Annotated in this window: 17 protein-coding genes; 14 read left to right on the top strand and 3 right to left on the bottom strand. The window is 72.7% G+C overall.

Annotated elements, in window-relative coordinates; genetic code table 11:
* The first annotated feature begins 54 nt into the window (after positions 1-54).
* Positions 55-1,071, top strand: a complete 1,017-nt coding sequence (thiL, locus tag D1J51_RS04280) for a thiamine-phosphate kinase (RefSeq protein ID WP_240422889.1) — start codon at positions 55-57, stop codon at positions 1,069-1,071.
* Positions 1,072-1,083: 12 nt separating this feature from the next.
* On the opposite strand, the gene D1J51_RS04275 is transcribed toward thiL, so the two are convergent.
* Positions 1,084-2,670: a PucR family transcriptional regulator gene (locus D1J51_RS04275; RefSeq protein WP_119073952.1), complete on the bottom strand. Its 1,587-nt coding sequence runs from the start codon at positions 2,668-2,670 to the stop codon at positions 1,084-1,086.
* Positions 2,671-2,834: 164 nt separating this feature from the next.
* Between D1J51_RS04275 and gabT the strand changes: the two genes are divergently transcribed.
* Genes gabT through D1J51_RS17825 form a run of 3 tightly spaced genes read left to right on the top strand, consistent with a single transcriptional unit; the run spans position 2,835 to position 5,831 of the window.
* Entirely contained in the window at positions 2,835-4,172 is a 1,338-nt protein-coding gene (gabT, locus tag D1J51_RS04270) for a 4-aminobutyrate--2-oxoglutarate transaminase (RefSeq protein WP_119073951.1), read from the top strand.
* Positions 4,173-4,195: 23 nt separating this feature from the next.
* Positions 4,196-5,665: an NAD-dependent succinate-semialdehyde dehydrogenase gene (locus D1J51_RS04265; protein WP_119073950.1), complete on the top strand. Its 1,470-nt coding sequence runs from the start codon at positions 4,196-4,198 to the stop codon at positions 5,663-5,665.
* Between the two features lie 10 nt (positions 5,666-5,675).
* Positions 5,676-5,831 (top strand): hypothetical protein, encoded by a 156-nt coding sequence (locus D1J51_RS17825; RefSeq protein ID WP_162903656.1) that lies wholly within the window; start codon positions 5,676-5,678, stop codon positions 5,829-5,831.
* On the opposite strand, the gene D1J51_RS04260 is transcribed toward D1J51_RS17825, so the two are convergent.
* Positions 5,832-6,419: an RsmD family RNA methyltransferase gene (locus tag D1J51_RS04260; protein WP_119073949.1), complete on the bottom strand. Its 588-nt coding sequence runs from the start codon at positions 6,417-6,419 to the stop codon at positions 5,832-5,834.
* A 61-nt stretch (positions 6,420-6,480) separates the two neighbouring features.
* Between D1J51_RS04260 and D1J51_RS04255 the strand changes: the two genes are divergently transcribed.
* From D1J51_RS04255 to mutM, 10 genes are all read left to right on the top strand, one after another.
* A complete protein-coding gene (locus D1J51_RS04255; RefSeq protein ID WP_119073948.1) occupies positions 6,481-8,667 on the top strand; it encodes an ATP-dependent DNA helicase RecG in 2,187 nt (728 codons plus the stop codon).
* Positions 8,668-8,795: 128 nt separating this feature from the next.
* Positions 8,796-9,701: an ABC transporter ATP-binding protein gene (locus D1J51_RS04250; protein WP_119073947.1), complete on the top strand. Its 906-nt coding sequence runs from the start codon at positions 8,796-8,798 to the stop codon at positions 9,699-9,701.
* Between the two features lie 35 nt (positions 9,702-9,736).
* Positions 9,737-10,660, top strand: coding sequence for an ABC transporter permease (locus D1J51_RS04245; protein ID WP_119073946.1), 924 nt, complete (start codon positions 9,737-9,739; stop codon positions 10,658-10,660).
* 19 nt (positions 10,661-10,679) lie between these two features.
* Positions 10,680-12,065 (top strand): sensor histidine kinase, encoded by a 1,386-nt coding sequence (locus D1J51_RS04240; protein ID WP_119073945.1) that lies wholly within the window; start codon positions 10,680-10,682, stop codon positions 12,063-12,065.
* Positions 12,062-12,766: a response regulator transcription factor gene (locus D1J51_RS04235; protein ID WP_119073944.1), complete on the top strand. Its 705-nt coding sequence runs from the start codon at positions 12,062-12,064 to the stop codon at positions 12,764-12,766. The genes D1J51_RS04240 and D1J51_RS04235 overlap by 4 nt, the downstream gene beginning before the upstream one ends.
* 59 nt (positions 12,767-12,825) lie before the next feature.
* Positions 12,826-13,320 carry a pantetheine-phosphate adenylyltransferase gene (coaD, locus tag D1J51_RS04230; protein ID WP_119073943.1) on the top strand — a complete coding sequence of 165 codons (495 nt, stop codon included), beginning with the start codon at positions 12,826-12,828 and terminating at the stop codon, positions 13,318-13,320.
* Entirely contained in the window at positions 13,320-13,868 is a 549-nt protein-coding gene (locus D1J51_RS04225; RefSeq protein ID WP_119073942.1) for a YceD family protein, read from the top strand. The genes coaD and D1J51_RS04225 overlap by 1 nt, the downstream gene beginning before the upstream one ends.
* A 13-nt stretch (positions 13,869-13,881) precedes the next feature.
* Positions 13,882-14,085 (top strand): 50S ribosomal protein L32, encoded by a 204-nt coding sequence (rpmF, locus tag D1J51_RS04220; RefSeq protein ID WP_119073941.1) that lies wholly within the window; start codon positions 13,882-13,884, stop codon positions 14,083-14,085.
* Between the two features lie 61 nt (positions 14,086-14,146).
* On the top strand, positions 14,147-14,815 hold the full coding sequence (gene rnc, locus D1J51_RS04215) for a ribonuclease III (protein WP_119073940.1): 669 nt from the start codon (positions 14,147-14,149) through the stop codon (positions 14,813-14,815).
* Complete coding sequence (gene mutM / locus D1J51_RS04210; protein ID WP_119073939.1) at positions 14,808-15,725, top strand: bifunctional DNA-formamidopyrimidine glycosylase/DNA-(apurinic or apyrimidinic site) lyase; 918 nt, start codon at positions 14,808-14,810, stop codon at positions 15,723-15,725. The genes rnc and mutM overlap by 8 nt, the downstream gene beginning before the upstream one ends.
* A gap of 107 nt (positions 15,726-15,832) precedes the next feature.
* On the opposite strand, the gene D1J51_RS04205 is transcribed toward mutM, so the two are convergent.
* Positions 15,833-16,390 (bottom strand): MFS transporter, encoded by a 558-nt coding sequence (locus D1J51_RS04205; protein ID WP_162903655.1) that lies wholly within the window; start codon positions 16,388-16,390, stop codon positions 15,833-15,835.
* Between the last annotated feature and the right edge of the window lie 274 nt (positions 16,391-16,664).

Below are 16,664 nucleotides of genomic sequence, written 5' to 3'. Positions count from 1 at the left end.
GCCTGAGACTCCGGGGCGGCCGGGAGCGGAGACCCCGAGTGCTAGCTTGGGGTGGTGGGCGTGGGCGATGATCTCGGACCGACGGTCGGCGAGCTGGGCGAGAGCGGGGTGCTCTCGCGCGTGCTGGCGAGGCTCGGGACGGCCGAGGGGGCCGTTCTGGGCCCCGGCGACGACTGCGCGGTGCTGCGCGTGCGGGGCGACGCGGTCGTCACCACCGACACGATGATCGAGGGCCCCGACTTCAGGCTCGCCTGGCACGGCGGCTTCGAGCTGGGGTGGAAGCTCGCGGCCACCAACCTCTCCGACGTGGCCGCGATGGGCGCCGTGCCGACCGCGCTGACGCTCGCGCTCGCGGTGCCCCACGACACGCGGGTGCCGCTGCTCGAGCGCATCGCCGAGGGGGTCGACGCGGCCTGCCGGGCGCTCGCGCCGGGGTGCGGGGTGGTCGGAGGCGATCTCGGACGCTCCCCGGTGATCACCGCCGCGGTGACGGCGATCGGCGAGCTCGGGGGCCGGGCGCCGGTCACTCGAGCGGGAGCGCGTCCGGGCGACGTGGTGGCGTACGCGGGGGATCTCGGCCTCGCCGGCATGGGCCTCTCGCTGCTCTTCGCCGAGGCGGCCGACCCCGACGGCACTGCGCACGGCCGCGCGCTCCCGGAGCTGTGGGCGCGGCACCCGGAGGTGATCGCGGCGCAGCTCGCCCCGTCGCCGCCGATCCCCCTCGGCGTCGCAGCCGCCCTCGCCGGCGCGACCGCGATGATGGACGTCTCCGACTCGCTGTCGATCGACGCGGACCGGCTCGCGCGGGCGAGCGGGATCGGCGTGCGCCTCGAAGCCGCACTGATCGAGGCCGCCTTCGGGGAGCAGTGCGGGGTGCTGGTGCCGCTCGAGGCCATGCTGACCGGTGGCGAGGATCACGGGCTGCTCGCGACGTTTCCCGCGGGTGCCGACCTGCCGCCCGGGTTCGCGGCCATCGGCGACGCGGGTGAGGGAGCGGGGGTGCTGCTCGACGGCGCGGCGGTCGAGCCGCGCGGCTGGGACCCGTACACCGTGCGGCCGCCGGGGTCGTAGCGCGCGATCCCCTCAGCCTGCTTCCCCGGCCAGCCGCAGCGCCGCCCACAGCTCCGCGCGCGTGTCGGGGGAGTCGAGGTCGGCCTGCAGCAGGGCGGCCGCCGTCTGCACCCGGGCCCTGAGGGTGTGCCGGTGCACGCCGAGCTCGACCGCGGCGGGGCTCGTCTGCCCGTGGTGGGCGAGCCACGCCGCGAGGCTCTCCTCGATGGTGTCGCCGTGGCGCCGGTCGTGGTTCCGCAGCGGGGCGAGCAGTCCCTCGGCGCGGCGCTTCGCCTCGGGGTGGGCGCCCAGCAGGTGCAGCACGCCGTCGTGCAGCGCGGGCAGGTAGTCGACGGGCGCCTCGGCTCCGCTCGCGAGCGCGTAGGCGAGGGCGCGGTCGGCCTGTCCCAGCAGTTCCTCGAGCCCCTGCAGGGCGCCGCGCTCCGAGATCCCGGCCGCGACCCGGTGGGAGAGCAGCAGGCGTCGGATCGCCGGGAGGTGGCGGGTCTCGGCGAGGATGAGCTGCGCCCCCTCGCGGGTCGCCGCGATGAGACCGGGGCTTCCCGCGGCGAGCGACTGCAGGTCCTCCAGCATTCCGGGGTCGGGGTTCGCAGGCGTGCGATAGCGCGCCACCACGACGGGCCCCCGCGGCAGCCGTGAGAGCGCGCCGCGGCCGAGGGTCTCGGCGAGGGCGAGGTTCTTCGCGAGCAGCAGCTCGACGACCGTCTCGCGCAGCGCCGCCTGGGCGTCGTCGATGCCGCTGCGATGCTCGAGCTGCACCGTCGCGAGCGCCGCGACGAGGCCGATGAGCGTGCGCTCCGCGGTGTCCGGCGCTCCGTGATCCTCGACCACCAGCACGCCGAGCACCTGGCCCTGCCGACCGAGCGTCTGCATCTGGACGCCGAGCCCGTTCTCGGAGCCGATGCGTCCGGCGCTCACCCCGCGCTCGACGATGCGGCGCGTCTCGCGACGGATCCATTCCGCCTGCATCTCGGCGCGCGCGGCCTGCGGCGCGAACTCGATGATCCGCCCCGAGCGGTCGGTCACGCAGACCCAGCGCCCGAGCCGCGCGGCCGTCTCGCGTATCGCGGCGCCGAGTCCGTCGCGATGCAGGGACGCGCCGGCCACCGCGCGCTGGGACTCGAGCGCCCAGACGTCGCGTTCGCGCGCCCGGGCGTCGAGCAGGCGGGCCGCCGTCTGCACGATCTCGATGAACGCGGTGTCGTAGGGCACGCGGAAGAGCGGCAGGCCGAAGCGGTCGCAGGCGGAGACGATGCGGGCCGGGATCCGGTCGAAATGGAGGCCGACCGCCACGCCGAGCGCCGCGACCCCCGCGTCGATCAGGCGCCGCACGTAGGCGTCGGCCTCCCGCTGGTCGTGCACCGCGGAGAACCGGGCGCCCGTGGTGAGCAGCACGGTGCGGGGGGTGAGGAAGGGCGTCGGGTCCTCCAGCTCGCTGACGTGCACCCACTGCACGGCGCGCTCGGCGGCGTCCTCCGCGGCGCCCGCGATGAGCACGAGACTCAGCTGGTACTGATGCAGCAGCTCGCCGAGGGCGATCGTGGGCTGCGGGGGCGCGGCGCTCTCCGCACCGGCCGCCGGGTCCTGTGCCTGCGCCATGATCCTCCTCGGTGTCCCGCAGCCACCCTGTCGAAAGTGACGGGAGCTTTCGTCCATTGTGGCACGCCGCTCCGCGTGGCTCCCCGGCTAGGCTGATCCCGAATCACTCGAACCCGCGGCGCATCCCGAGCGGGTCCCCGGAGCCTCAGGCAAGGAGAATCATCATGGTCGATGTCATCGGCGGTCCCTCGCTCCCGCAGGAGCGCAAGCTCGTCACGAGCATCCCCGGCCCCAGATCGCAGGAGATCCTCGCGCGCAAGAGCGCCGCGGTCGCCGCGGGCGTCGGCGTCGCGCTCCCCGTCTCGATCGTCGCCGCGGGCGGCGGAGTGATGGTCGACGCCGACGGCAACTCGCTGATCGACCTCGGATCCGGCATCGCGGTGACCGGGGTGGGCAACGCCGCCCCCCGCGTCGTCGAGGCCGTCACGGCGCAGGTGCGGCAGTTCACCCACACCTGCTTCACCGTGACCCCGTACGACGGCTACGTGCGGGTGGCCGAGAAGCTCAACGAGCTCACCCCCGGCGACTTCGAGAAGCGCTCCGCCCTCTTCAACTCCGGTGCCGAGGCGCTCGAGAACGCGGTCAAGATCGCGCGTCACTACACCAAGAGGAACGCGATCGTCGTGTTCGACCACGGCTACCACGGCCGCACCAACCTCACCATGGGCATGACCGCCAAGAACATGCCCTACAAGGACGGCTTCGGCCCCTTCGCCCCCGAGGTCTACCGCGTGCCCGCCTCGTACCCGTTCCGCGACGGCCTCACCGGCGCCGAGGCCGCGCGGGTGGCGCTGACCCAGATCGAGAAGCAGGTGGGGGCCTCGAACCTCGCGGCGGTCATCATCGAGCCCATCCAGGGCGAGGGCGGCTTCATCGCTCCCGCGGAGGGCTTCCTCCCCGCGCTGCAGGAGTGGGCCGCCGAGAACGGCGTCGTCTTCGTGCTCGACGAGGTGCAGACGGGCTTCGCCCGCACCGGCGACCTCTTCGCCGCGAACCACGAGGGCGTCGTGCCCGACCTCGTGACCACCGCCAAGGGCATCGCGGGCGGTCTGCCGCTCTCCGCGGTGACCGGCCGCGCCGAGATCATGGACTCCGCCCACGCGGGGGGACTCGGCGGCACCTACGCGGGCAGCCCCATCGCGTGCGCGGCGGCGCTCGCCACGATCGAGACCTACCAGCAGGAGAACCTCACCGAGCGCGCCCGCGAGATCGGCGCCATCATCGAGGAGTTCTTCGGCGAGCTGGCGAAGAAGGACGACCGCATCGGCGACATCCGCGGCCGCGGGGCGATGCAGGCGATCGAGCTCGTGGAGCCGGGATCTAAGCAGCCCGCCGCCGCGCTCACCGGGGCCATCGCGAAGCGGGCGGGAGAGCAGGGCGTGATCCTCCTCACCTGCGGCACCTACGGCAACGTGATCCGCTTCCTCCCGCCGCTCGCGATCTCCGACGAGCTGCTGCGCGAGGGCCTGCAGGTCGTCGCCGACGCGCTGGCCGCCAACTGAATTCGTTTCGAAGGGATAGCGACATGGCACTGAAGCAGAACGAGCAGGAACTGCTCGACCGCGTCGAGAGCGGTCTCGGGATCGGCGGGAAGTGGGAGGCCTCGACCTCCGGCGCGACGTTCGACGTGCAGGATCCGGCGACCGGCGAGGTGATCAAGACGATCGCGGACGCGACGGTCGAGGACGCGGTGCGCGCGCTGGACGCGGCGGTGGAGGCCCAGGACGAGTGGGGCCGCACGCCGTCGCGCGTGCGCGCGGAGATCCTGCGCCGCGCGTTCGAGCTGCTGATGGAGCGCAAGGAGGAGTTCGCGCTGCTGATGGCGATGGAGATGGGCAAGCCCATCGCCGAGGCCCGCGGCGAGGTCGTGTACGGCGGGGAGTTCCTGCGCTGGTTCTCCGAGGAGGCCGTGCGCGTGCAGGGCGACTACCGCCAGAACCCGGAGGGCACCGGCAACATCGTGGTCTCGCACCTGCCGGTGGGGCCGTGCTACTTCATCACGCCGTGGAACTTCCCGCTCGCGATGGCGACCCGCAAGATCGCTCCGGCGCTGGCCGCGGGCTGCACGTCGGTGATCAAGCCGGCCGCGCTCACGCCGCTGACCACGATCTACTTCGTGCAGCTGCTCCAGGAGGCGGGCCTGCCCGCGGGCGTGGTGAACGTGGTGCCGACCTCGAAGTCGTCGGCGCAGTCGTCGGCGCTGCTGTCGGATCCGCGCCTGCGCAAGCTGTCGTTCACGGGCTCGACGCCGGTGGGCGTGAAGCTGCTGGAGGCCGCCGCGCAGAACGTGCTGCGCACCTCGATGGAGCTCGGCGGCAACGCGCCGTTCGTGGTGTTCGAGGACGCGGATCTCGATAAGGCCGTCGAGGGCGCGATGCTGGCGAAGTTCCGCAACATCGGCCAAGCCTGCACCGCGGCGAACCGCATCATCGTGCACGAGTCGGTCGCCGACGAGTTCGCGCGTCGCGTGGGCGAGCGGGTCGCGGCGATGTCGATCGGCCGCGGCGCCGAGGAGGGCAACGACATCGGCGCGCTGGTCGAGGAGAAGGCGGTCGCGAACACGGCCCGCCTCGTGTCCGACGCCGTGGAGACCGGGGGCACGATCGTCACCGGCGGCGAGGCGATCGACGGGCCGGGCCACTTCTTCCAGCCCACCGTGATCGACAACATCAGCTCGCGGGCGGCGATCATGCGCGAGGAGATCTTCGGGCCGGTGCTCGGCATCATCCGCTTCTCCACCGAGGAGGAAGCGGTCGAGATCGCCAACAACACGGAGTACGGTCTCGTGTCGTACGTGTTCACCGAGAACCTGGCTCGCGGGCACCGCATGATCGAGAAGCTCGAGACGGGCATGATGGGCCTGAACACCGGCCTCGTGTCGAACGCGGCGGCTCCGTTCGGCGGCGTCAAGCAGTCGGGCGTGGGCCGCGAGGGCGGCTTCGACGGCATCCAGGAGTTCCTCTCGAAGAAGTACACGCTGATCCCGCGCTCGTAAGCGCGGCGCAGTGCTGGATCACCTCGATCCGCTTGACGTCCGATGCCTGCGCGATACGAAGAACTACGCGGCCCGCGACTATTTCTCGATCGATCCGGGCGTGCTGGTCGAAGCGGTGGTGCTGCGCATCCCTCAGCTGCTCAGGCGGGCCGCCGAGCGCATTTGATCATGGTGCCGGCTCCGCCCACCACAGCGTGGTCTCGCCGTAGCGCCTCTCGCGCACTGCGGCGAGACCGGACGGCCAGGAGGGCTCGGGGGAGCGGCTGCTGCGCTCCACGAGCACGGCCGCTTCGGGCGCGAGCAGCGGCACGAGCGCGGCGAGGTTCTCGGCGAGCTCCGCCTCCGAGAGGTCGTAGGGCGGGTCGAGCAGGGCGACGTCCCACGCGGGGGCGTCGGGCGGCGACTCGGCCCCGTCGAGGAAGCCCTGCACCGACTGCCGCACCACGGCGACGGCGGGGGCGGATCCGGGCCCCTGGAACGCCCCGAGCACCGTGCGCGCGTTGCGGCTCGCCACCTGCGCGGCAGCGGGATGCCTCTCGACGAGCGCGACGGCCGCGGCGCCCCGGCTCGCCGCCTCGAGGCCCAGGGCTCCGGACCCCGCGTAGAGGTCGAGCACCCGGCAGCCCTCGACGAGGCCCCACGACTCCAGCGCGGAGAAGATCGCTTCGCGCACGCGATCGCTCGTGGGGCGCGTGCGCGACTTCGGCACCTCGAGGCGCAGGGAGCCGGCCGCGCCGGCGATGATTCTGGTCACTCAACGAGGGTAGCGCCTCGGCCTAGCGGTGAGCGTCGGGGGCCGCCGCTACGCTGGAGGCATGACCCGCGCGACGCTCGACACCGCCCTCGACGGGGTCGTGGGCGCGCGCACCGCCAAGCCGCTCGGGCGCGCGTTCGAGATGCGCACGGTCGGCGACCTGCTGTTCCACTTCCCCCGCCGCTACTCGCGCCGGGGCGAGCTGACCCCGCTGAGCGGACTGCCGCCGGGGGAGCAGATCACGGTCGTCGCGCAGGTGCTCGACGTGCGCGAGCGGCGCATGCAGCGCCGCAACGGCAGCATTCTCGAGGCGCGCATCACCGACGGCACCGGTTCGCTGACGCTCACCTTCTTCAACCAGCAGTGGCGCGTGCGCGATCTCGTGCCCGGGCAGCGCGGCATCTTCGCGGGCAAGGTCAGCGAGTACCGCGGCCAGTCGCAGCTGCAGCACCCCGAGTACGAGCTCTTCGAGCACCGCGACGAGGCTCCGGGCGGCGAGCAGCTCGACGAGGCCGCGGCCAAGGCCTGGGCGGAGACCCCGGTTCCCATCTACCCCGCCACGGCGCAGGTGCCCAGCTGGACCGTGCAGCGGGCCGTCGAGCTCGCGCTCGACGCCCTCGAGCCCGTGACCGACCCGCTGCCGCCCGGGCTTCGGGCGAGCGAGGGCATCATCGAGCTCGCGCGCGCGCTCGAGCTGATCCACCGCCCCCAGCGCGACGACGACTGGCGCGCCGCGCGGCACAGCATGCTCTTCCGAGAGGCCTTCGAGTTGCAGCTCGCGCTGCTCGACCGCCGTCGCCGGGCCGGCCTCGAGACGAGCACGCCCCGCCCGCTCCCGACGGCCGATGAGGCGGAGGCCGGCCCCCTCGCCCGCTTCGACGCGGGGCTGCCCTTCGAGCTCACGGGCGACCAGCGCCGCGCCGGAGCGACCATCTCGGCCGAGCTCGCCGCCGCGCACCCCATGCACCGGCTGCTGCAGGGCGAGGTCGGATCGGGCAAGACGCTCGTCGCGCTGCGGGCCATGCTGCAGGTGGCCGGCAGCGGCGGGCAGAGCGCGATGCTCGCCCCCACCGAGGTGCTCGCCGCGCAGCACTTCCGGTCGATCGTCGAGGCGCTCGGCCCCGAGCTCGCCGCCGAGCTGAACCCCGTGCTGATCACCGGCCGCATGCCCGCGGGCGAGCGCAAGCGCGCGCTGCTCTCTCTTGCCTCCGGGGCGTCGCGCATCGCCGTCGGCACCCACGCCCTGCTCGGGGAGGGGGTGACGTTCTACGACCTCGGCTTCATCGTGGTCGACGAGCAGCACCGGTTCGGCGTCGAGCAGCGCGAGACGCTGCGCCGCAAGGGGGCGCAGCCGCACGTGCTCGCCATGACCGCGACCCCGATCCCGCGCACCGTGGCCCTCACGGCCTTCGGCGACCTCGAGGTCACGACGATCCGGGAGCTGCCGCCGGGGCGGCAGGGGATCGAGACGTTCACGGTGCCCGAACTCGAGATGCCGAGGCGGGCCGCCCGGGTCTGGGCGCGCGCCGCCGAGGACCTCGCGGCGGGGCGGCAGGTCTACGTGGTCTGCCCGGCCATCTCCTCCGGCAACGCGGATCCGGAACTGGAAGACGAGCCCGAGTCTCCCGACCGGCCGCTCGCGAATGTCGAGGACACCGTCGCGGAGCTGCGCGGCCGGCCCGAGTTCGCGGGCGTGCAGATCGAGGGTCTCGACGGCGGCATGAGCTCGGCGGACAAGGACCGGATCATGCGGGCCTTCGCGGCGGGGGAGACCGGAGCCCTCGTCGCCACGACCGTCATCGAGGTCGGCGTGAACGTGCCGGGCGCCTCGATCATGATCGTGCGCGACGCCGACCGCTTCGGCATCTCCCAGCTGCACCAGTTGCGCGGGCGCGTGGGCCGGGGCGAGCACGCCGGTCTCTGCCTGCTCATGACCACCGCCGAGCAGGGCACGACGGCCCGCGAGCGCGTCGAGTCGGTGGCGAGCACCTCCGACGGATTCGCCCTCGCCGAGATCGACCTCGAGCTGCGCCGCGAGGGCGACATCCTGGGCACCGCGCAGTCGGGGGGCCGGTCGACGCTCCGCCTGCTGCGGGTGGCCGAGCACGGCGAGCTCATCGTGCGCGCCCGAGAGCTGGCGGCCGGGCTGCTCGAGCGCGATCCCGAGCTGCGCGACGCCCCCGAGCTGGCCGCCCTCATCGCCCGCGAGCACGAGGCGGGCCACCTCGACAACCTCAGCAAGTCGTAGTTCTCCGTCGCGAACGCGGTACCCAGGTACCACGCGGTGCAGCACTTCCGGGGGATCCGCCGCGCCGCCGCCACTCCTAGCGTGGAATCATCGCCGACCTCCGGCGAGCGCCCACACGAGGAGAGATCATGATCGAGGCACGCGGCCTGAGCAAGCACTACGGCCGGAAGACGGCGGTCGACGACGTCAGCTTCACCATCCGCTCCGGTCAGGTGACCGGGTTCCTCGGCCCCAACGGCGCGGGCAAATCGACCAGCATGCGCCTCATGGTGGGCCTCGACCGCCCGAGCGCCGGCACCGTCACCGTCAACGGCCACCGCTACCGCGACGCCGCAGCCCCCCTCTCCGAGGTGGGCGCCCTGCTCGACGCGAAGGGCGTGCACCCGGGGCGCAGCGCCCGCAGCCACCTGCGCGCGCTCGCCGCGACGCACGGCGTCTCCGACCGCCGCGTCCACGAGGTGCTCGAGCAGACGGGCCTCGCCGCCGTCGCGGGCAAGCGCGTCGGCGGCTTCTCACTCGGCATGGGGCAGCGGCTCGGCATCGCGGCCGCGCTGCTCGGCGACCCGGGAGTGCTGATCCTCGACGAGCCGGTCAACGGACTCGATCCCGACGGAGTGCTCTGGGTGCGCAGGCTGCTGCGCCACCTGGCGGGCGAGGGGCGCACCGTGCTGCTCTCCAGCCACCTCATGAGCGAGATGGCGCAGACCGCCGACCACGTGATCGTGCTCGGACGGGGGCGCGTGGTCGCCGACGCGCCGATCGCCGAGATCGTCGCCCGAGGCGGCGGCGAGCGCGTCGAGGTCTGCAGCCCGGAGGCCGCGCGGCTCGCCTCGCACCTCATGGGCATCGAGGGGGTCGAACTCGAGCCGCGGGGCGACGACCGGTTCGCGGCGAGCGGCATCGCGGCCCCCGAGATCGGCCGAGCGGCCGCTCGCCTCGGCATCGAGCTGCACGAGCTGAGCCCCGTCGGCTCGTCGCTCGAGGACGCCTACCTCGCCCTCACCCGCGACGAGCTCGAGTACCAGGCCGCCTGACCGTCTCCGCACCACCACCGAGTAAGGACCACACCATGACCTCCACCATCATCATCGACGCGAGCACCGCGCCGGCGCCCGTCCCGGCCTCGCCCGCCCGCCGACCCGAGGGCCCGGCCCCGCGGCTCACCTTCGGGGGCGTGCTGCGCTCCGAGCGCATCAAGCTGTCCTCGCTGCGCAGCATCCGGATCACGCTGCTCATCACGGCGCTGCTCGGTCTCGGTCTGAGCGCCCTGATCGCCCTCGCCTGGAGCAGCGAGGTGATGGGATCGGGCGCGGCCGCCGCCGACAGCGCCGGCCTGCAGGCCTACCTGCTCATCGTCTCCACCTTCACCGCTCCCTTTCTGGCGCTGGTGTTCGGCGTGCTCGGCGTCTTCGCGATCTCGAGCGAGTATTCGAGCGGCATGATCCTCTCCACGCTCACCGCGGTGCCGATGCGCACCCCGGTGTTCGTGGCGAAGGCGCTCGTGACCGCGGTGATCGCCGCGGTGACCGCGCTGCTCCTCGTGCTCGGCGGGCTCGCGGTCGCGGTCGCCTTCCTGCCCGACGCGGCGTCGGAGCTGGGATCTGCCGCGGTCGTGTCGGGCGCGCTGGGCACGGTCGCGTACCTGGTGCTCATCACCCTGCTCGCGTTCGGCGTCGCGGGGCTGCTGCGCTCGACGGCCGGCGGCATCGCCGTGGCCGCGGGCATCACGTTCGTGCTGCCGATCGCCTTCCAGCTGCTCGCGCTCACCGGGTGGGAGTGGGTGCCGACGGTCGCGGCCTACCTCCCCTCCGAGCTCGGCGGAACGCTGTCGCAGGGCATCTCGGAGGCGGCGCTCGCGGCGATGGCGACGGTCGAGAGCGCCGGCGCCGCCTCGGGGCCCGGGTACTGGCTCGCCCTCGGGTCGATGACGGCGTGGGCGGCGGTCGTCGTCGTCCCCGCGGCGATCGCCTTCAGGCGGCGCGACGCCCGCTAGCCCGCAGTAGGGTGAAGGGATGACGGAGTCGACGGAAGCCGAGGTGCGCCTCCCGCGCCCGCCGGGCGTGATCCGGCGGGCGCTCGCCGCGCACCCCGTCGCGGTCGACGTCTTCATCGTCGTCTGGTATCTGATCGGATCCCTCTTCGGCGTCTTCCTCGACTTCATGTCCGCGGCGGCGCCCCTGACGGGGAACGACGCCTCGGGGTGGTTCCAGGTCCCCGGCTACCTCGCCTGGCCGTGGTGGCCGCTCACGGCGGCGCGGATCGCCGTCGTCTCCACCGCGCTCCTGCTCCGGCGCCGCTTCCCCCTCGCGGGCCTCGTCGCGGTCGTGCTCGCCAGCATCGGAGAGGTCAGCATCCAGGGCTTCGCGACCGCGGTCGCGATCCTGTTCATGATCTACGCGGTGCCGGTCTATCGCGACGTCGCGGCCGGCTGGCTGGGGTACGGCATCGCCGTGGTGGGGGCCGTGCTCCAGTACTGGCTCGACGCCGGGCTCGGAGCGGCCGGCGTGACCGGGCCGGGCGGGGTGCTCCTCTCGGAGACGGGGCGCGCGCGCGGCGTCGAGGAGGTCCTTGCGCTGCTGCTCATGACCGCGCTCTGGTACCTCGCGATCCTGATGCTCGGGATCAACCTCGGCAATCGTCGCCGCTACCTGCAGGCGGTCATCGACCGCGCCCACCAGCTCGCGCGCGAGCGGGACCAGCTCGCGCGTCTCGCGGTCGCCGAGGAGCGGTCGCGCATCGCCAGGGAGATGCACGACATCGTGGCGCACTCGGTCTCCGTGATGATCGCGCTCTCGGAGGGCGCCTCGCGCGTCACGGAGACCGCCCCGGAGGCCGCGGCCGACGCGATGCGGCGCAGTGCGGAGACGGGACGGACGGCGCTCGCCGAGATGCGCCGCCTCCTCGGCGCCCTGCACTCCTCGGAGGAGCAGCAGGCCGAACTCGTACCGCAGCCCGGAGTGGAGGAACTGCCCGGTCTGGTGGAGGGCTTCGTGGACGCGGGGCTCGCGGTGTCGCTCGAGGTGTCGGGCGAGGCGGCGGGCGACCGGGGGCAGGACCTCGCGGTGTACCGTGTGGTACAGGAGGGGCTCACCAACGTGCTGCGCTACGCGGGCACCGGCGCCCGGGCCAGGGTCACCGTCATGCGCCAGCCTGATCGCAGCGTGGTACAGGTGCGGGACTACGGCAGCCCGGCCGGCGCTCAGACCCCCGTTGCGGACGTGGGGTCGGGCCGCGGGCTCACGGGGCTCGCGGAACGGGCCCGCGTGTTCGGCGGTCGCATCGAGTCGGGGCCGGTGAGCGCCGCGGCTGGCGGCGGCTGGCGGCTCTGGGCGGAGCTTCCGGTGAACTCGGCGGCCGTGCCGGGCCCGACGACGACGGAGAGTGAGGATCGCCGATGAACGACACGCAGCAGATCAGGGTCATGCTGGTCGACGACCAGGAGCTGATCCGCACCGGCTTCCGGCTGGTGCTGATGAGCGAGCCCGGCATCGAGGTGATCGCCGAGGCGGCGGACGGCGAGGCGGCGCTGGCCGAGCTCGCCCGACTGCGGGCCGGGGGAACGGGCTGCGACATCGCACTGATGGACGTGCGCATGCCCGGCATGAACGGCATCGATGCGACGGGGGAGATCGTGCGCGGATTCCCGGAGACGCGCGTGGTGGTGCTGACGACCTTCGACCTCGACGAGTACGCCACGGGGGCGATCCAGGCCGGAGCGAGCGGGTTCCTGCTCAAGGACGCCCGCCCCACGGAGCTCGTGGACGCGATCCGGCGCGTCGCGGCCGGAGACGCCGCGATGGCGCCGAGCGTGACGAAGCGTCTGCTGGAGCAGATCAAGGCGGGGGGCGGGCCCGGGGCGGCCGCGAGCCCGTGGGCCGCCGATCCGGCGCCCGCCGCCGACGCGGCGCTGGGCGTGCTCACGGAGCGGGAGCTCGACGTGCTGCGCCTCATCGCGGCGGGCAGGAACAACGCCGAGATCAGCTCCGAGCTCTTCCTCTCGGAGTCGACCGTGAAGACCCACGTGGGCCGGGTGCTCGCCAAGCTCCAGCTTCGGGATCGCGTGCACGCGGTGATCTTCGCCAAGCGGCACGGGCTGTAGCCGGGGAGATCCGGGGTCTCGCAGCCATCGTTGATCGACGAACCCATAGGCTAGAGGGCATGAGCAAGATCGCCGTTGTTCCCGGATCCTTCGATCCGGTCACCCTGGGGCACCTCGATGTGATCCGTCGCGCCGCCGGGATCTTCGATCAGGTGCACGTCCTCGTCGTCCACAACCCGGGCAAGGACGCGATGCTGCCGATCTCCGAGCGCGTCGGCCTGATCCAGAAGTCGATCGACGAGGATCCCGAGATGCCGGGCAACATCCTCGTCGCCTCGTGGTCGGTCGGCCTGCTGGTCGACTACTGCACGGAGGTCGGCGCCTCGGTGCTGGTCAAGGGCATCCGATCCCAGATCGATGTCGCCTACGAGACCCCGATGGTGCTCATGAACCGCAGCCTGGCGAACGTCGAGACGGTGTTCATGCTGCCGGATCCGGCTCATGCCCACGTCTCCAGCACGCTCGTGCGCCAGGTGTCGTCGCTCGGCGGCGACGTGAGCCAGTACGTGCCGCCGGCGGTCTGCCGCTTCCTCGACAAGTCGCGACCCGTCTGATGCCGACGTCGCGCATATTCCAGGAGAGCGTTCGCGAGCTGCTGCACCGCCCCGGCGAGATGCGGGAGCGCTCCCGGGAGATCGAGGCCCCGGAGAGGCTGGGAGAGGGGCTCGCGCGGGTTCCCGAGGGGGAGCGGATCGATCTCGACGCGCGTCTCGAGTCGGTGCACGAGGGGATTCTCGTCACCGCCGAGGCCCGCACCACCGTGCACGCGGAGTGCGGGCGGTGCCTGCGGGCGTTCACCACGCCGTTTCGAGTCGAGTTTCAGGAGCTTTTCGCGTATACTCCTACGGAGGCCGACGAGTACGGGGTTCACGGTGATCACGTGGATCTTGAACCCCCGCTCCGAGACGCGGTGGTGCTTGCACTGCCGTTCCAGCCAGTGTGTCGCCCGGACTGCCCGGGGCTCGATCCCGAGTCCGGCGAGCCCCGCGAGGCCGGGGCTGCAGCCGAGCCCGACGCGGTCGATCCGCGCTGGGCTGCGCTGGCCGGGTTTCTGGCCGAGGAAGAAGACGTGGATCGGTCAACCGATCCGGAAGGCAACTAGGAAAGAGAGCATCATGGCTGTTCCCAAGCGCAAGATGTCGCGTTCGAACACCCGTCACCGTCGTTCGGCGTGGAAGGCCGAGGCGCCCAAGCTGGTGAAGACCGTCGAGAACGGCCGCACCGTCTACAGCCTCCCGCACCGCGCGCGCGTCGTCGAGGACTCGCAGGGCAACCCCCTCTTCCTCGAGTACAAGGGCCGCAAGGTCGCCGACGTCTGAGTTGGTGTCCACGTCTCGAGGGCCGTCGGGAACGCCGCTGGGCGAACCCGGCGGCTTTCTCGTGCCCTTCGAGGTGGCCGTGGATCCGGAGCTGCTGCAGCTCGCGCTCACGCACCGCTCGTGGGCCTACGAGCACGGCGGTGCGCCGCACAACGAGCGCCTCGAGTTCCTCGGCGACTCCATCCTGGGGCAGGCCGTCACGGTCAAGCTCTACCGCGAATACCCCGAACTGAGCGAGGGCGAGCTCGCGAAGCGCCGTGCCGCGCTCGTCTCGACAGTGGCGCTCGCGGAGGTGGCGCGCGGGCTCGGGATCGGCGCGTCGCTGCGCCTCGGCCGGGGCGAGGAGCTCACCGGGGGACGCGACAAGGACTCGATCCTGGCCGACGCCGTCGAGGCGGTCATCGGCGCTGCGTTCCTCTCGACCGACCCGGAGACCGCGGACCGCTTCGTGCTCGACCTCGTCGCCCCGCTGCTCGCCGACCCCGAGCGCTTCACGGTGACGCTCGACCCGAAGACGTCCCTGCAGAAGGAGGCGGCGCGGCGCGGCCAGCCGCACCCGCCCTACGAGACCACCGGCAGCGGCCCCGACCACGACCGCCGCTACACCTCGCGGGTCGCGCTCGACGGGGTGACGGGCGTGGGCGAGGGCACCAGCAAGAAGGTGGCCGAGCTGGCCGCCGCGCGCGACGCGGTGGAGCAGCTGCGCGCCCGCCGCAAGAAGCGTGCCTGAGCTGCCGGAGGTGGAGGTGGTGCGGGCGGGCCTCGCCCCCGCCGTCACCGGGGCGCGCGTCATCGGCGCGGAGGTGCTGGATCCGCGCGCGCTCAAGCGCCACCTGCCGCCGGAGGCGGGTCGCGCCCGTTCCGCCGACTTCGAGCGGCGGGTGGTCGGGCTGCGGCTCGCGGCGCCCGAGCGGCGCGGCAAGTTCCTGTGGATCCCGGTCGCGCCCGAGCGCGGGGGCGCCGAGCCGGGGGTCGCGCTGCTGGCGCATCTCGGCATGAGCGGCCAGCTGCTGCTGCGCTCACTCGAGGCCGCCGACGACCGGCACGTGCGGATCCGGCTCTGGATCGAGCACCCGGCCCACGGCGAGCTGCGGCTCGACTTCGCGGACCAGCGGCTCTTCGGATCCCTCGCGCTCGACGCGCTCGTGCCGGCGCCGGGCGGCGGCACGATCCCGAGCCAGTCGGGCCATATCGCCCGCGACCCGCTCGACCCGCTCTTCGACGACGGGGCGTTCGTGGTCGCGCTGCGATCCCGCGCGGCCGGAGCGAAGAAGCTGCTGCTCGACCAGACCCTCGTGAGCGGCGTCGGCAACATCTACGCCGACGAGGCGCTGTGGCGCGCGCGGCTGCACCCGGAAGCCCCGGGGCGCTCGCTGGGGCCGCGCAAGGCGCGAGAGCTGCTCACGCGCGTGCGCGAGGTCTTCGCCCAGGCGCTCGCGGAGGGCGGCACGAGCTTCGATGCGCAGTACGTCAACGTGAACGGGCGGGCGGGTTACTTCGCGCGAGAACTCGAGGTCTACGGACGAACCGGACAGCCCTGCAGTCGGTGTGGAGGCCCCATCAAGCGGACCGCCTTCATGAACCGTTCGTCGCACTTCTGCCCGAAATGCCAGCGTTTCCGGGGATCTCGGAGTTCTTGAGCTGACCGGCTCCAGCGACGGCGAGCAGGGCGAGGTGGACGCAGATGGATACGATTGCCGCTGAGAACGGTGTCACCGCACGACTCAGCGGGCCTCTCCGTCGGCGCTCACCGTGCCGTCCTTCCCCCGATGAACGACTGCCGGACGAGTGCGGTCGGATGCGCTGCGTCGTCGTCGGGAAGCTGCTCGGCGATACCGAGCGCGGCTCCGAGACTGGAGCCGATCACGTCGGCGACTTCAGCGGGGATGTCGTCGGGGACGCCGCCCTGCGCCTGCGCGCGGTACAGCGCTGCGCCGATCGAGCCGAGAGCGGCGATGCCCCATGCGGCACCGAACTCGCTGGCCGTCTCCGACAGCGCCGATGCCGCACCCGGGCGCTCCGGTGGCGCGGAACCGACGACGACATCGGTCGCCAGGGTCATCATGGGCGCGATACCGGCTCCGATGAACGCCGAGGCGATGATCGCCAGTGGGAGCCCGCCGTCGGCGGGAACCCTGCTGAACACGAGCATCCCGGCCGCCGCGACCGCGGCACCCGCCCCGAACACGACCGCGCAGCCGAACCGGCCCACAAGCGCGGATGACAGCACGGCCATCGACCCCACCGCGATCAGCGGGGAGAGGCCGGCGACCAACTGCAGGTACTGCGCCTTGTGGAGCATCACCCCGACCAGCATCGAGTCGGGTCGATGCGGCGTTGCGGTGTTCAGGCACGAGCAGCGGGGTCGCGATCAGCAGCTTGCGTCGCCCGATGCGGTCGCCGATGTTCCCCATCACGATGAGCGCCCGGCGTAGGCGACAACCCCGGCCACGCATGGCGGAAACGACTCCGAGATGTCGACCTCTCAGAATTTCCACGGCTGACCGAGCTCATCGCGGGGCCAGCACCGCCGATCAGCCGAGACTGGTTCGCAGACGGCCTGGACCTCATCCTCGACG

It is taken from the genome of Leucobacter sp. wl10 (assembly GCF_003569785.1).
Classification (GTDB): Bacteria; Actinomycetota; Actinomycetes; order Actinomycetales; family Microbacteriaceae; genus Leucobacter.
Note: the sequence above shows the minus strand (reverse complement) of the source record. Positions and strands in the feature narration are given on the sequence as shown.

What these genes read in the sequence shown, in the direction of transcription:
- D1J51_RS04275 (WP_119073952.1), bottom strand. Translation starts at nt 2,670, where the DNA reads ATGGCGCAGGCACAGGACCCGGCGGCCGGTGCGGAGAGCGCCGCGCCC.
- gabT (WP_119073951.1), top strand. Translation starts at nt 2,835, where the DNA reads ATGGTCGATGTCATCGGCGGTCCCTCGCTCCCGCAGGAGCGCAAGCTC.
- D1J51_RS04265 (WP_119073950.1), top strand. Translation starts at nt 4,196, where the DNA reads ATGGCACTGAAGCAGAACGAGCAGGAACTGCTCGACCGCGTCGAGAGC.
- D1J51_RS04255 (WP_119073948.1), top strand. Translation starts at nt 6,481, where the DNA reads ATGACCCGCGCGACGCTCGACACCGCCCTCGACGGGGTCGTGGGCGCG.
- D1J51_RS04250 (WP_119073947.1), top strand. Translation starts at nt 8,796, where the DNA reads ATGATCGAGGCACGCGGCCTGAGCAAGCACTACGGCCGGAAGACGGCG.
- D1J51_RS04245 (WP_119073946.1), top strand. Translation starts at nt 9,737, where the DNA reads ATGACCTCCACCATCATCATCGACGCGAGCACCGCGCCGGCGCCCGTC.
- D1J51_RS04240 (WP_119073945.1), top strand. Translation starts at nt 10,680, where the DNA reads ATGACGGAGTCGACGGAAGCCGAGGTGCGCCTCCCGCGCCCGCCGGGC.
- D1J51_RS04235 (WP_119073944.1), top strand. Translation starts at nt 12,062, where the DNA reads ATGAACGACACGCAGCAGATCAGGGTCATGCTGGTCGACGACCAGGAG.
- coaD (WP_119073943.1), top strand. Translation starts at nt 12,826, where the DNA reads ATGAGCAAGATCGCCGTTGTTCCCGGATCCTTCGATCCGGTCACCCTG.
- D1J51_RS04225 (WP_119073942.1), top strand. Translation starts at nt 13,320, where the DNA reads ATGCCGACGTCGCGCATATTCCAGGAGAGCGTTCGCGAGCTGCTGCAC.
- rpmF (WP_119073941.1), top strand. Translation starts at nt 13,882, where the DNA reads ATGGCTGTTCCCAAGCGCAAGATGTCGCGTTCGAACACCCGTCACCGT.